A 12,480-nucleotide genomic window follows, 5' to 3' on the forward strand; every position below is an offset into this window, starting at 1 on the left:
ACCTCAGGCCACGGCTTCGGCTGCATCGACATAACCCCACAATCTATCGATACACCAACGGAAACGGCACACCCACAAATTAACCAACAGGGTCTGCGGGCGGGCGCTCCGTATTCGTACCGAATAGGGCTTAGCGGTCGATGCCGAACAGCGACGCCGCGTTGCCCGAGGTGAAGGCGTGGCGGGCGGCGTCGGACGGGAAGTGGGTGAGGAACCCGGTGATGTCGTCGCGGCTGGGGTGCTGGAACGGGTAGTCGGTGGAGAAGAGCAGCCGGTCGGGACCGGTCACCGACAGGGTGTGGTGCAGCAGCGCCGGGTTGAGCATGCCGGACGCGGTGATGTGGAAGTGGGACCTGACGTAGTCCGAGATCGATCGGGGCAGGCCGGCGACCCGGGACAGGCTGTCCGCGCGGTCCAGCCAGAACAGCAGCATCTCGCCCCAGTGGCCGAGCACGATCTGCAGGTCCGGGTGCCGGTCGAAGGTGCCGCGCAGGATCAGGCGCAGCGCGGCCGTGGCGGCGTCCAGGTGCCAGCCCCAGCCGAAGGTGGCCAGGCCGAGATCGGTCAGCGGGCCGAAGCCGCGGTAGGACGCGTCGCGCACCGCGGCCGACGGCAGCTGCGGGTGCAGGAACACCGGCTGCCCGAGCCGGGCGCAGGCGGCGAAGAAGTCGTCGTAGGCGGGGTCGTCGAGCAGCAGCTCACCGGAGCGGCCGTAGACCATGGTGCCGACGTGACCCAGACCCGCGGCGCGCTCCAGCTCGGCGACGACCGCGCCCGGTGCGGACATCGGCAGCGTGGACAGCGCCCGGAACCGGCTCGGGTGGGTGGCGACGGTCGCGGCGGCCAGGTCGTTGGCGGCCCGGCTCAGCCGGATCGCCTGCTCGGGGTCGAGGGGCTGGGTGCCCGGCGGGGTGAGCGCGAGCACCGCCACGTCGATGCCCTGCGTGTCCATCGTGGCGAGCCGGCCGGCGCCGAGGTCCTGCAGGCGCTGCTGGTGGTCGCCCAGGTCGTTGAAGGCCAGGCTCTCGTCGCGGCGCTCGGGTGGTGCGGCGCGCAGTGCGGCGGTCAGCTCCGGCATGATCCAGTGCTCTTCGATGGCGATGAGTGTCATGATCCAAGCGTCGGCCGAGCCCGGTGCCGCGACGGTCCGCGGCGTAGGATCACCATCATGGAAGCGCCCGAGATCGCGGATTCCATGCGGTTGGAGCCTGAGGACGTACGAATCATTCGTGCCCTGCAGATCGATCCGCGGGTCGGATTCGCCACCGTGGGTGCGGTGCTGGGGATCTCCGAGCTGACCGTCGCGCGCCGCTACCGCCGGATGTGCCGGGCCGGGGTGCTGCGGGTGGTCGGCGTCGTCGACCCCGGGGCGCTCGGGCAGAGCCAGTGGATGGTGCGGCTGCGCTGCCGGCCGGGCAGCGGCACCGCGATCGCCGAGGCCCTCGCCGAGCGCGACGACGTCAGCTGGGTGACGCTGGCCGCCGGCGGGTCCGAGGTCACCTGCGCGGTGCGCTCCCGGACCGCCGAGCAGCGCGACGACCTGCTCGGTCGGCGCCTGCCGCGCGCGTCCGCGGTGCTGGACCTGCAGGCCGCGGTGCAGCTACGCCAGTTCGTCGCCGGTCGCGGGCACTACTGGGTGGCGCTGACCGGGGTGCTGACCCCCGAACAGGAGACCGCGCTCGGCGCGACCGGGCTGAGCCCGTTCGTCGAACGGCCGATCGTGCGGGACCCGCCGGCGACGCTGAGCGCCCCGGACGACACGCTGCTCGCGGCGCTCGCCGCCGACGGGCGGGCCAGCCTGGTCGACCTCGCGGCCGCGACCGGGCTCACCACGGGCCGGGTGTCGCGCCGGATGCAGGCGCTGCTGGCCGCCGGCGTGCTCTACCTCGACGTGGAGATCGCGCCGCTCGCGCTGGGCTACCGGGCGCGGGCGATCCTGGCGCTGCGGGTGCACCCGGCGCAGCTCACCGCGGTCGGGCGGGCCCTCGCGGCGATGCCCGAGGTGGCGTTCGCCGCGGCGGTGTCCGGGCGGGACAACCTGCACGCCGTGGTGCACTGCGCCGACCTGGACCGGCTGTTCGTGTTCACCACCGAGCGGGTCGGCGCGCTGCCCGGCGTCGAGACCATGGCGGTCAGCCTGACCTCGCGCCAGGTCAAACAGGTCGGCACCCGGGTCGACGGCGGCCGGCTGACCTAGTCTCCACACCGGGCCTCGGCCACCGCGGCGCCCGCGTCGGCCGCTGAGCCACCGGTGCGGTGCAGGGGCACCTCGGCGGTGACCTGCCAGCCGCCGCCGGGCGCGCGACCGGCGGTGAACCGGCCGCCGAGCAGGTGCACCCGCTCGCGCATGCCGATCAGCCCGAGGCCGCCGCGGTACCGGCCGATCGCCCGGGGCGCCCGGCCGTCGTCATGGATCTCGACCCGGATCGTGCCGTGCGCGGTGCGTACCGTCGCGGTTATCTCGCGGGCGCCGGCGGCATGCCGCCGGGCGTTGGCCACCGATTCCTGGACGAGCCGCAGCACCGACGTCGCGACCTCCCCGGCCACCGGCTCACCCAGCTCCACGGTCAGCCGCACCGGCGGGCTGCCCGCCGCGGTCAGCGCGCGCAGGTCGGCCGCCAGATCGGTGGTCCGCACCGGCGCGGCCTGCTCACCCTCGCGCAGCGCGGCGACCAGCCGGCGCATCGCGGACAGCGCGTCCATCCCGGTCCGTTCGATCGCCGGCATCACCCGGGCCGCCGCACCGGGGTCGGTGCTGGACAGCGCCCGCGCGGCCTGCGCCTGCACCACCATCCCGCCGACCTGGTGCGCCACCACGTCGTGCAGTTCCCGGGCCAGCTCGAGGCGTTCGCGCTGCCGGGCGGCGGCCACCGCGGCCCGGCCCGCCCGGTCCCGGTCCCGGTCGCGGCCGCGCAGGTACAGCCCGTAGAGCACCGGCAGCACCACCATCGCCATCCCGGACAGCGACACCCCCCACCACGGATCCGGCTCACCGGGCGCCGGCCAGTACGGCGGCCGCAGCAACAGCCCCGCCGCGCCACCGAGCAGCAGCAACCCGGCCAGCCCGGCCGCCACGGCCCGCGGCAGCAACCGGACCACCGGCACCACGATGGCCGCCAGCGCGACGAACTCGGTGACCGTCAGACCGGCCAGCACCTCCGCGCCGGCCAGCCGGAGCACCACCGACCAGCCGGCGAGCGTCGCCGCGGCGGCCAGGGACGCGGTGATCGGCCGGGCCGGCGCGAGCAGCGCCAGCGCCGCCAGCACCACCACACCCGGCACGAGCCACCACCGGCCCGGCAGGTCGAGACCCCGGGTCGACTCGGCGTCGAGCACCGCCAGGACCACCAGCAGAACCGCCAACGGCCACTGCCGCCGCACCGACGCCACCACCACTGTCTTCACCGGCGACACCGTACGTCCTTGCACTATCGTCACGTCCTGTCCCGGGAACCCCGATCGAGGTGAGGACCGCCGTGCGCCTGTTCCGCTGGGAATGGCCGCTGGCCGGGCTGCTCCTGCTGGCGTTGCTCCTGGACGGCGCGGCGGCCAGCGAACTGCAGTACGACCAGGCGTGGGAGCTGCCCAGCGCGCTCGCCGGGTGCGTCCTCGCCCTCGCCGCGGCGCGCCGGCCGGTCGCCGCCGGGGTGGGTGTCACCGCCGTCCTGCTGGGGTGGTCGGTGGTGCTGCGGGTGGCCGGCGTCGCGCTGCCGTCCAGCGTGGGCGGTCTGGTCGCCGCCGAGGTGGTCGCGGCCCTGGCCGTCGTCGTGGCGGTGGTCCGCCGGGCGCCCCGGCACCTGGTCGCCCGAGTGGTGGGGCCGCTGCTGCTCACCTGGTTCGCCGTCCGGTTCCTGCGCCCCGGTGACCCCGGCCCGCTGCCCGACCTGGGCTGGGACGCGATCCTGCCGGGCCTGGCCGTGCTCGCCGGGTGGTACCTGCGCTCCCGCGACGCCGGCAGCGCGCGCAGTCTGCAGGCCGTGGTCGCCGAGGCCCAGCAGCGTGAGCGGGTCGCCCTGGCCCGGGAGCTGCACGACGTGGTGGCGCACCACATCGGCGGGATGGTGGTGCAGGCCCAGGCGGCGCAGGCGGTGATGGTCCCCGACCCGGGCGCGCCCGCCCGGGTGCTGCCGGCGATCGAGACCGCCGGCACCGACGCGCTCGCCGCGATGCGCCTGATGGTCGCCACCCTGCGCGTCGACGGCGACCCGGGACCGCCGGCGCCGGCCACCGACCTGGTCGCCGACCTGCACGCGGTGACCGCCACCCCGGCCGGTGGCATCCCGGTCCGGCTGACCGTCGACCTGGCCGAGCCGGTGCCCGCCGAGGTGGCGACCACGGTGCTGCGGCTGGTCCAGGAGTCGGTGACCAACGCCCGGCGATACGCCACCGGATCCGGCGGGATAACCGCGACGGTACGGGCCGGTGCCGGGTCCGTGCAGGTCCGCGTGACCGACGACGGCCGGCACACCGCCGTGCCGAGGAACGCCGGCGGCGGCGGGTACGGCCTGGTCGGCATGCGTGAACGGGTGCAGCTGCTCGGCGGCCGGTTCGAGGCGGGCCGGCTGCCGGGCGCGGGCTGGCAGGTGCTCGCGGACGTGCCGCTGCGGGCGCCGGAGTGACCGCGACGCCGGGTCACGACGCCGACCGGTCCGGGATCCGGGCCCGGCCGCGCAGCACCGGCCCGGCCCGGCCGACCGCGGGCGGGCGCACCCCCACCTGCGGCAGCCGCACCGGGATACCGACCGGCATCGCGACCATCCCGATCGCTTTCGGCCAGACGTACGCCGGGGCCTGCTCGCCGGGTGGCATCGGGCCGGTCACCGCAGCGATCAGCAGCCCGCAGAGGATGACCACGCACGCGGTCCACGCGGTGCCCGACAGCCGTTCGCCGAGCACCAGCGTGCTCAGCAGCGTGGCGGCGAGGGGCTCACCCAGGCTCAGCGTCCCGGCCAGGCTCGCGCCGACACTCTGCAGCCCTTTGGTGTAGAGGGCGTAGACGGCGCCCGTGGTGATCACGCCCAGCCACGCGATCAGCGCCATGGTGCGCGGCTCACCGACGTTGCCGGCGTCGGCGAGCATCGCGGGCGCCAGCACGACCGCCCCGATCAGCATGGTCAGCCCGGTGGAGACGTGCACGTCGGGCACGTCGGCCGACAACCGTTTCGACAGCACGGTGTAGCCGGCGAAGACCGCGCCGGCCAGCACACCCCAGGCCAGCCCGGCCGGGTCGACCCGGCCGTCCGCGCCGGGCAGCAACAGCAGCGCGGAGCCGGCCACCGCGACACCGGAACCCAGCATCCAGGTGCGGGTCAGCCGCTCACCGTCGAAGCGGCGCGCGGCGAGCCCGGCGAACAGCGGCACGGTGGCGACCGCCACGACGGTGCCCATGGCGCCACCGGTCAGCGCCACCGCCTTGAGGAAACTGACCTGGTAGCCGGCGCTGAGCAGCCCGGTCGCCACCAGCAGCGTCCAGGTGCGCCGGCCGTGCACGGCCCGGAACGCGGACCGGTGGCGCAGGGCCAGCACGGTCAGCGCGAGCCCGCCGACCAGGTGGCGCCAGCCGGCCAGGGCGGTGGGGCCGACCGCGCCGTCGACGAGCACCTGGGCCGGTCCGATCGTGCCGCCGAGCACCATCGCGGCGAGCACGAACGCTGATCCCTTCCAGACGCTGGTGCGGTCGCTCTCGTACCCCGGCATGGTTGTCATGGGTCTGATCGTGTCGAGAGTGGACCGTGCTGACCTCGGTCCACGGGCCTGGGCCGGGTCCGCGCCGGGAGGAGATCACCGGCGGCGGCCTCCTCCGAACGGTGGAGGGCTCAGCCGTTCATGGCGCCGACGGCCAGCCACACCCAGACGATCGCGGCGGCGGCGATGCCCAGGAACGTCAGCGCCGCCAACCCCGCCGCGGCGCCGGTGCCGACCCGCTTGCGGGCCAGGACGAAAACGGTCACGGCGGCGGCGACCGCGAACAGCGCCAGGAGAACCGAGAATCCCACGGGTACCTCTTCCGCACGGGGGCCGGTGCGTGTCAGCGGCCCTGCCGCGACGACACTGCCGGACCGCGGCGGGGATGGCCTCGGCCTGCGAGCCGGAGCCTCCTGGTCGCCGAGCGGAGATCGGGCACCCGGCCTCCACCCCGCGGGGGAGACCGGTCAGGCGTCGACCAGGCCGGTGCGCCAGGCCCAGGACGCGACCTCGACCCGATTGCGGACGCCGAGCTTGGCCTGCGCGGCGCCCAGGTGCGTCTTCACGGTGGACACCGCGACGAACAACTCGCCCGCGATCTCCTGATTGGTCAGGCCCCGTGCCACCGCTCGCACCACGTCGTTCTCCCGCTCGGTCAGCTCCTCCACCGGCACGGTGGTGCGCGCCTGCGGCCGGAGCCGGAAGTGCCGCAGCAGCCGCACCGTGACCTGCGGCGCGACCAGCGCGTCCCCGCGCACGGCGGCCCGGACGGCCTCGACCAGCAGGGCCGGCCCGCAGTCCTTGAGCAGGAAACCGCTCGCGCCGTGCTGCAGCGCGGTGTCCACGTATTCGTCGTCGTCGAACATGGTGATCACCACGACGGCGATCGGATCGGCCACGTCGGGGCCGGCGAGCTGCCGGGTGACCTCCAGGCCGTCCAGGCCCGGCATCCGGATGTCGAGCAGGCACACGTCCGGGCGCAGCCGGCGGGCGGTCTCCAGCGCGGTCAGCCCGTCCGGCACGTCGGCGACCACGGTGATGTCCGGTTGGGCCTCCAGGATCATCCGGAACCCGACCCGCATCAGCTCCTGGTCATCGGCGATCAGTACCCGCACGACCCACCGTCCTCCCTCGTCGCGGCACGCCGGCTGCCGTCGGACGGAGAAGGTACCCCGGACCCGGCGGGGCGCCGGTACGGGGCCGATTCCGCTTGTGGCGCAACGAGGTTTGGCGGGAGTCGGGCGTTCGATACTGAGGCAGAAATGCGAACTCACCGGGAGGTTGGTAAGTGTCTGCTCGATTCTCCGTCGGGCTGATCGCGCTGGTCGGCGCCGCGTCGCTCATCGCGGTCGACACACCGGAAAGCGCAACCGTGAGCGGTATGCGAACAAATTATGTGGTCCAGTGCGTCTTCATTCTCGAGGACTACGGCTCTGTTGGGGTCAGCGGATCGGGGGCTACGCCGGTCGCTGCACGGCTGGATGCGGAAGGCCGGGCCGGCGGTGTGAATCGGGTCGCGGTCGTCGGTTACGGCGGCTGTTTGATCACACCGTAAAAGCATTCTCATGAATGCGTCGGAAATCAATTATGAAACGCTTTAATTGCTAGGTTGTGGCGATTTGGCGGCGGCCCGATGGAACCTGAAGAGCTACTACCCGCGGGCGTTCTGATCACCGGCGAACACGGTCTCGGCACCCACGGCCAGGCCGATCGCCCGGTCGCCGAGCTGCGCCGGCACCTCGGGATGATCCCGGTTGATCCGGATCAGGCGGGCGCCCGGATGCGCCTGGGCCAGCCGTTCCATCGGCAGGCGCACCACCCCCGGCGTGTTGAACCCGGTGCCGATGTCGAGCACCACCAGCCGCTCGCCGGACGCCGGCCCGGCGAGCCACTCCCGCATCCGGCGGCCGGTGGCCAGGTACGGGTCGACCAGGTATTCCGGGCCCTTGCGCACGTTGAGGAACACCTCGCCGCCGCAGCGCGGGCAGGCCGGGATCGCCGCCGGGTCGGTGACCTCGCCGGTCGCCGGGTCGTACGCGGCGAGGGCGGCCTCGACGATCGGCCGGCTGTCCCAGGTCTCCCGGGTGCACGGGATCTCGCACTGGTACCGGGCGTAGTCGCCCTGCGGGGTGAACACCCGCCCGGGCTCGAAGCCGTTGCGGGTGAACAATCCGTCGACGTTGCTGGAGAGCACGAAGTGGTCCCGGTCGCCGACCACGGCACGCAGCCGTTCGTAGACCGGGTGCCCTCCGGCGCCGAACCGGATGTCGGCCACGTGGGTGGCCCAGTACCCCCACATCAGCGGCGCCGGCAGCCGCGCGCCGATCAGCTGGTAGCGGGCGCGCAGCCCGCGCCGGTGCAGGGCCGGGAACAGCTCGGCGAAGCGGCGGGTGTCGGTGTAGTCGTAGCCGGCCGCCGCGGACAGCCCGGCACCGGCGCCGATCACGATCCGGTCCGCCTCGGCCAGCCACCGCCGGACCAGGTCCACTGCCGTTTCACTCATAGTTCTTCCTGGTAGACAGCGAGATCATCGGGGGAGAAGACGTCGAAGACCACCCGGTCCAGCACACCGGGATGCTCGGCGAGCCAGTCCGCCGTGGTGGTCAGGGCGATCCGGGCGGCCGCCGCCTTCGGGAATCCGAACAGGCCGGTGCTGACCGCGCAGAACGCGACGCTGCGGATGTCACCGACCGCTTCGGCAAGATCAAGACATTGCCGGTACGACGAAGCCAGCGCCTCCCGGTGCGCCCCGCCGAGCACACCGTCGACGATCGGGCCGACCGTGTGCAGCACGTACCGGGCGGGCAGGTGATACCCGCGGGTGACCTTCGCGGCGCCGGTCGGCTCGGGCCCGCCCTGCGCACTCATGATCGTGTGGCAGTCCGCGCGCAGCCGTGGGCCGGCCGCCGCGTGGATGACGTTGTCGACGCAGCGGTGGCTCGGCCGGAAACACCCGAGCAGGGCGCTGTTCGCGGCGTTCACGACCGCGTCGACCCGCAGCGTGGTGATGTCACCGAGCCAGATCACCCGGGTGCCGTCGACGGTCGGCAGCGCGGCCGCGTCGACGGCGGGACGCCGGGCCCGCTCCCCGCCGAGCAGCGCGTCGAGCACGGCTGCCTCGGTGTGCGGCAACGGTCCCGGAGCGCGGACGGTCAGCAGCGACCGCAGGTGTTCGCGGTCCCGGGCCCGCAGCCTGGCGATCAGCTCACCGGACCGTCCCGGCGCCGCGGGCTCGGCCGCCGGACGGAACGGCCGATCCAGGTCGATGAGCTGCCGGTAGTCGTCGAGGCCCAGCACCCGGCCGGTGGCGGCGATCAGAACAGCCCGTTGCCGTGCGGCAGGTCGGTCGTGATCGCCGGGGTGATGTCCCAGTGCTCGACGATCCGGCCACCCGCGACGCGGAACAGGTCGTAGAACGCGGTCGGCACCGGCCCGAAGAAGCCCTCCGCGACGGTCAGTACGAAGTCGCCCTCGGCGATCACCCGGTGCACGGTCGTGTAGACCATCGCGACACCCTGCTCGGCGAGCGCGCTCAGCGCGGCGCCGAGCCCGTCCAGGCCGTCGCCGATCCCCACGTTGTGCTGGGCGTACGACGCGGTGCTCAGGTAGTCGGTCACGGTGTCGAGCTTGCCGCCCTGGAGCACGTCGGTGACGAACCCGGTGACCAGCGCACGGTTGGCCTCGGTCCGATCGAGATCGGTCACCGCGGCGGGCCCGTCGGTCTGCGACCGGCCGGAGACGGTCGTCGCCACCACCGGCGTCAGCGCGTCCCAGTGCTCGGCGAGCTTGCCGTCGGCGACCCGGAAGACGTCGAAGGCGACGAGCGGCGCCGGGCCGAACCCGTGGTACGTGCCGTGCAGCGCGACCAGGTCACCGTCGGCGATCACCCGGTGCAGGTCGTAGCGGAACCCGGCCGGCAGGTTCGCCACCAGGCTGCGCAGCCCGGCCGGCCCGTCCGCCGCGAGGGCGCTGTGCTGCACGTAGCCGGGTGCCACCCAGCGGTCCACGGCGCCCGGGTCCCGCTCGCCGAACAGCTGTCCCGCAGCCGACAGTACGATCTCTTTGGCAGTCATCGGTGATCATGTCCTTCGGTGTCGTGGTGCTTTCCCCTTGCTGCTCAAAGGTAGGAGCGTGACCACCGGCCCAGGCGGTACGGTGACGACTCGTGATGGTAAAAAACCGACAAGCTATCCCCAGCGTCGACTTCTCCGCCCCGGCCGGCATCCCCGACGCCGTCGAAGTGATCAGCCTGGCGCAGCTGCGCTCGCGGACCGGTCCGGCCGTGCTCGCCGCACCGCAACGGCCCACCTTCCATCACCTGCTCACCCTCGACCGCGGCACGCTCGGGCACACCGTCGACTTCACCCGCCACGAGGTGACCGCCACGACGTGGCTCTGGGTGCGGCCCGGCCAGGTCCAGCAGTGGGGTGATCTCAGCGGGGCCGACGGCACCCTGATCCTGTTCGAGCCGGACTTCCTCGGCCCGGCCACCGCGGCCGCCGCCGGGATCGACGACCCGCACGCCCCGGCCCGGTACCCGGTCGCGCCCGGACACCGGCGCCGGCTGGCCGCCGCCACCCGGCACCTCGCCGACATGTCCGCCGACTGCGGCCCGCTCGCCCTGGAGACCCGGCACAGCGTGCTGCGGCACCTGCTCGCCGTGCTCGTCCTGCAACTGGCCGCGCTGGCGCCGGCCCGCACCGGCCCGAGCCCGCAGTCCGAGGACACCTACCTGCGGTTCCGCGACGCCCTGGAACGCGACTTCACCCGGGTCCACCGGCTCGAGGACTACGCCCGGGCGCTCGGCTACTCGGCGCGCACCCTGTCCCGGGCCGCCCAGGCCGCGGCCGGCGTCAACGGCAAGGAGCTGATCGACCGGCGCATCGTCCTGGAGGCCCAGCGCCTGCTCGCGCACAGCGACCACACCGCGGCCCAGATCGCCGCCCGGCTCGGTTTCGCCAGCGCCACCAACTTCAGCAAGTACTTCCACACCCGCACCGGCGTCACCCCGATCGCCTTCCGCGGCAGCAGCCGGACGACGTGATGGCGCCGTTTCGCCACCGGCCCGCCCCGTCCGGCAGTACGGTCCCGGCGTGAACCTGATCCGGCTGATCTACATCAGCACGAAGAACACGCTGCCCGAGGGGGAGATTTTCCGCATCCAGGAGCAGGCACGGCACAACAACGCCCGCGACGACCTGACCGGTATGCTGCTGTTCAACCGTGCGTATTTCCTGCAGTACCTCGAAGGCGACCGCGAGCAGGTGACCCGCGCCTTCACCGTCATCGCCGCCGACACCCGGCACTGCAAGGTCAACATTCTGCACGTCGCGGACATCGCCGAGCGCAGCTACCCGGACTGGTCGATGGGCCTGCTCGACAGCGCGTCACCGTCGGTGCGCGGTGTCCTGAACGAGGTGCTGCCCGGTGGCCTGTTCCTGCCGGACAACCTGACCTGCGAATCCGCGATCAGGGTCGTGCAGCGCACCCGGTCACTGCACCTGACCCACTGACTCCGGGTCATCCGCTCGCCTCGGGCCCGGCCCGGTCGAAGTCGTGGCGGTTGCGCAGGATGTCGCCCTGGTGACCGCGGACCCAGCCGACGAGCCCCTCCACGGCCTGGCCCAGGGAACGCCCGAGCGGCGTCAGGGCGTATTCCACCCGCGGGGGCATTTCCGGGTACGCGGTCCGGGTCACCAGCCCGTCGCGGGTCAGCGCGCGCAGCGTCTGACCGAGCATCCGCTGGGAGATGCCGGCGACCTGCTGGTGCAGCGCGGTGAAGCGCAGCGGGCCGGATGCCAGGGCCGTGATGGTCAGCAGCGTCCACTTGTCGCCGACCCGCGCCAGCACGTCCCGGACCAGCTCGATCGTCTGCACGCAGTCCGGCGCGATCCCGCGCTGCGCGAGGTCGGCACCCGAGGAAATCGCCATCGCCGTTCCTGACTTAGAAGTGCGTAACGGCGGGCCGGATTAACGGCGGTCGCCGCGCGTTTCTTACTGATCGTAAGCATTGCGGCGGAGGGAAGCGGCATGACCCGGCACGACACGTTCACGATCTCGCGGCACTTCGACCGGCGGCCGGCGGAGGTGTTCTCGGCCTTCGCCGACACCGGGCTGCGGCGGCGGTGGTTCCGGCTGCCGGGCAGCGGCGCTGCGTACGATCAAGATTTTCGGGTGGGCGGTGGGGAGACGGCGCACAGCACGTTCAATGGGCTGGACACCGCGCCCGAGACGCTGGAGTACCGCTCGCGGTACTTCGCCATCGCGGACGCCGAGCGGATCGTCTACGGCTACGAGGCGATCGTCGACGGTGACCTGCGGTGGACCTCGCTGGTCACCGTCCGGTTCGAGGCCGAGGCGGACGGCACCCGGCTGGACTGGACCGAGCAGGTGACCTTCCTGAGGTACGAGGGGGACGGCAGCGCCGACCTGGCACACCTGCGCGGCGGCAGCACACTGCGGCTGAACGGCCTCGAACCGGCCCTGCGCTCGGCCGCGCTCCCGGGCCGCGCTCCTGGCGGCGAGAGCTAGAGGTCAACCCTCCCGGGCCGCGCTGGGGGGAGATCGCCCACGCGCAGACCCGGGCCGAGCTGCTCGCGGCCATCGACGCCATCCTCGACGCCGGCCGCGCGACCGGTGAACTACGCGCCGACGTCACCGCCGAGGACATCGCCGCCAGCCTGATCGGCATCTTCACCGTGGCGCCGCTGCCCGAGCACGACGCCCGGGCGAGCCGCCTGCTGAACCTCCTGATGGACGGCCTGCGCGCGACCCGGTGAACCGCCGGCCGATCGT

The 12,480-nt window shown here is 73.3% G+C and carries 16 protein-coding genes; 7 read left to right on the top strand and 9 right to left on the bottom strand.

Annotated elements, in window-relative coordinates:
- Positions 1-130 precede the first annotated feature (130 nt).
- Positions 131-1,111, bottom strand: coding sequence for an amidohydrolase family protein (locus ADL15_RS39995; RefSeq protein WP_067703120.1), 981 nt, complete (start codon positions 1,109-1,111; stop codon positions 131-133).
- A 57-nt stretch (positions 1,112-1,168) separates the two neighbouring features.
- On the opposite strand from ADL15_RS39995, the gene ADL15_RS40000 reads away from it, so the two are divergent.
- On the top strand, positions 1,169-2,197 hold the full coding sequence (locus ADL15_RS40000) for an Lrp/AsnC family transcriptional regulator (RefSeq protein ID WP_067703127.1): 1,029 nt from the start codon (positions 1,169-1,171) through the stop codon (positions 2,195-2,197).
- Here ADL15_RS40000 and ADL15_RS40005 read toward each other — a convergent pair.
- The gene (locus ADL15_RS40005; protein WP_157441898.1) at positions 2,194-3,405 is read right to left on the bottom strand and encodes a sensor histidine kinase; all 1,212 of its coding nucleotides are present in this window, start codon (positions 3,403-3,405) and stop codon (positions 2,194-2,196) included. The two genes, ADL15_RS40000 and ADL15_RS40005, sit on opposite strands and share 4 nt — an antisense overlap.
- Before the next feature lie 71 nt (positions 3,406-3,476).
- Between ADL15_RS40005 and ADL15_RS40010 the strand changes: the two genes are divergently transcribed.
- Complete coding sequence (locus ADL15_RS40010) at positions 3,477-4,619, top strand: sensor histidine kinase (RefSeq protein WP_083972353.1); 1,143 nt, start codon at positions 3,477-3,479, stop codon at positions 4,617-4,619.
- A gap of 13 nt (positions 4,620-4,632) precedes the next feature.
- On the opposite strand, the gene ADL15_RS40015 is transcribed toward ADL15_RS40010, so the two are convergent.
- The 3 genes from ADL15_RS40015 to ADL15_RS40025 form a co-directional block, all read right to left on the bottom strand.
- The gene (locus tag ADL15_RS40015; RefSeq protein WP_083972356.1) at positions 4,633-5,706 is read right to left on the bottom strand and encodes a DMT family transporter; all 1,074 of its coding nucleotides are present in this window, start codon (positions 5,704-5,706) and stop codon (positions 4,633-4,635) included.
- Positions 5,707-5,816: 110 nt separating this feature from the next.
- Positions 5,817-5,996 (bottom strand): hypothetical protein, encoded by a 180-nt coding sequence (locus ADL15_RS40020; protein WP_067703135.1) that lies wholly within the window; start codon positions 5,994-5,996, stop codon positions 5,817-5,819.
- 156 nt (positions 5,997-6,152) lie between these two features.
- A complete protein-coding gene (locus ADL15_RS40025; RefSeq protein WP_269748427.1) occupies positions 6,153-6,800 on the bottom strand; it encodes a response regulator in 648 nt (215 codons plus the stop codon).
- Between the two features lie 173 nt (positions 6,801-6,973).
- Here ADL15_RS40025 and ADL15_RS53575 point away from each other — a divergent pair, with 173 nt between their 5' ends.
- Positions 6,974-7,240 (top strand): hypothetical protein, encoded by a 267-nt coding sequence (locus ADL15_RS53575; protein ID WP_157441899.1) that lies wholly within the window; start codon positions 6,974-6,976, stop codon positions 7,238-7,240.
- 96 nt (positions 7,241-7,336) lie between these two features.
- On the opposite strand, the gene ADL15_RS40030 is transcribed toward ADL15_RS53575, so the two are convergent.
- Genes ADL15_RS40030 through ADL15_RS40040 form a run of 3 tightly spaced genes read right to left on the bottom strand, consistent with a single transcriptional unit; the run spans position 7,337 to position 9,758 of the window.
- Positions 7,337-8,188, bottom strand: coding sequence for an SIR2 family NAD-dependent protein deacylase (locus tag ADL15_RS40030; protein WP_067703138.1), 852 nt, complete (start codon positions 8,186-8,188; stop codon positions 7,337-7,339).
- A complete protein-coding gene (locus ADL15_RS40035) occupies positions 8,185-8,982 on the bottom strand; it encodes a protein-ADP-ribose hydrolase (RefSeq protein ID WP_067703141.1) in 798 nt (265 codons plus the stop codon). The genes ADL15_RS40030 and ADL15_RS40035 overlap by 4 nt, the downstream gene beginning before the upstream one ends.
- Positions 8,983-8,999: 17 nt before the next feature.
- The gene (locus ADL15_RS40040; RefSeq protein WP_067703144.1) at positions 9,000-9,758 is read right to left on the bottom strand and encodes a nuclear transport factor 2 family protein; all 759 of its coding nucleotides are present in this window, start codon (positions 9,756-9,758) and stop codon (positions 9,000-9,002) included.
- A 95-nt stretch (positions 9,759-9,853) separates the two neighbouring features.
- On the opposite strand from ADL15_RS40040, the gene ADL15_RS40045 reads away from it, so the two are divergent.
- Entirely contained in the window at positions 9,854-10,729 is an 876-nt protein-coding gene (locus ADL15_RS40045) for a helix-turn-helix domain-containing protein (RefSeq protein ID WP_067703149.1), read from the top strand.
- Between the two features lie 49 nt (positions 10,730-10,778).
- Positions 10,779-11,198, top strand: a complete 420-nt coding sequence (locus ADL15_RS40050; RefSeq protein ID WP_067703153.1) for a BLUF domain-containing protein — start codon at positions 10,779-10,781, stop codon at positions 11,196-11,198.
- A gap of 7 nt (positions 11,199-11,205) precedes the next feature.
- On the opposite strand, the gene ADL15_RS40055 is transcribed toward ADL15_RS40050, so the two are convergent.
- Entirely contained in the window at positions 11,206-11,616 is a 411-nt protein-coding gene (locus ADL15_RS40055) for a winged helix-turn-helix transcriptional regulator (RefSeq protein WP_067703156.1), read from the bottom strand.
- Between the two features lie 99 nt (positions 11,617-11,715).
- Here ADL15_RS40055 and ADL15_RS40060 point away from each other — a divergent pair, with 99 nt between their 5' ends.
- On the top strand, positions 11,716-12,216 hold the full coding sequence (locus ADL15_RS40060; RefSeq protein WP_067703159.1) for an SRPBCC family protein: 501 nt from the start codon (positions 11,716-11,718) through the stop codon (positions 12,214-12,216).
- 32 nt (positions 12,217-12,248) lie between these two features.
- Positions 12,249-12,464 carry an SbtR family transcriptional regulator gene (locus ADL15_RS56915; RefSeq protein WP_338025608.1) on the top strand — a complete coding sequence of 72 codons (216 nt, stop codon included), beginning with the start codon at positions 12,249-12,251 and terminating at the stop codon, positions 12,462-12,464.
- Positions 12,465-12,480 lie beyond the last annotated feature (16 nt).

The organism is Actinoplanes awajinensis subsp. mycoplanecinus (assembly GCF_001509495.1).
GTDB classification, from domain to species: Bacteria; Actinomycetota; Actinomycetes; order Mycobacteriales; family Micromonosporaceae; genus Actinoplanes; species Actinoplanes palleronii.

What these genes read in the sequence shown, in the direction of transcription:
- ADL15_RS39995 (WP_067703120.1), bottom strand. Translation starts at nt 1,111, where the DNA reads ATGACACTCATCGCCATCGAAGAGCACTGGATCATGCCGGAGCTGACC.
- ADL15_RS40000 (WP_067703127.1), top strand. Translation starts at nt 1,169, where the DNA reads ATGGAAGCGCCCGAGATCGCGGATTCCATGCGGTTGGAGCCTGAGGAC.
- ADL15_RS40015 (WP_083972356.1), bottom strand. Translation starts at nt 5,706, where the DNA reads ATGACAACCATGCCGGGGTACGAGAGCGACCGCACCAGCGTCTGGAAG.
- ADL15_RS40030 (WP_067703138.1), bottom strand. Translation starts at nt 8,188, where the DNA reads ATGAGTGAAACGGCAGTGGACCTGGTCCGGCGGTGGCTGGCCGAGGCG.
- ADL15_RS40040 (WP_067703144.1), bottom strand. Translation starts at nt 9,758, where the DNA reads ATGACTGCCAAAGAGATCGTACTGTCGGCTGCGGGACAGCTGTTCGGC.
- ADL15_RS40045 (WP_067703149.1), top strand. Translation starts at nt 9,854, where the DNA reads ATGGTAAAAAACCGACAAGCTATCCCCAGCGTCGACTTCTCCGCCCCG.
- ADL15_RS40055 (WP_067703156.1), bottom strand. Translation starts at nt 11,616, where the DNA reads ATGGCGATTTCCTCGGGTGCCGACCTCGCGCAGCGCGGGATCGCGCCG.
- ADL15_RS40060 (WP_067703159.1), top strand. Translation starts at nt 11,716, where the DNA reads ATGACCCGGCACGACACGTTCACGATCTCGCGGCACTTCGACCGGCGG.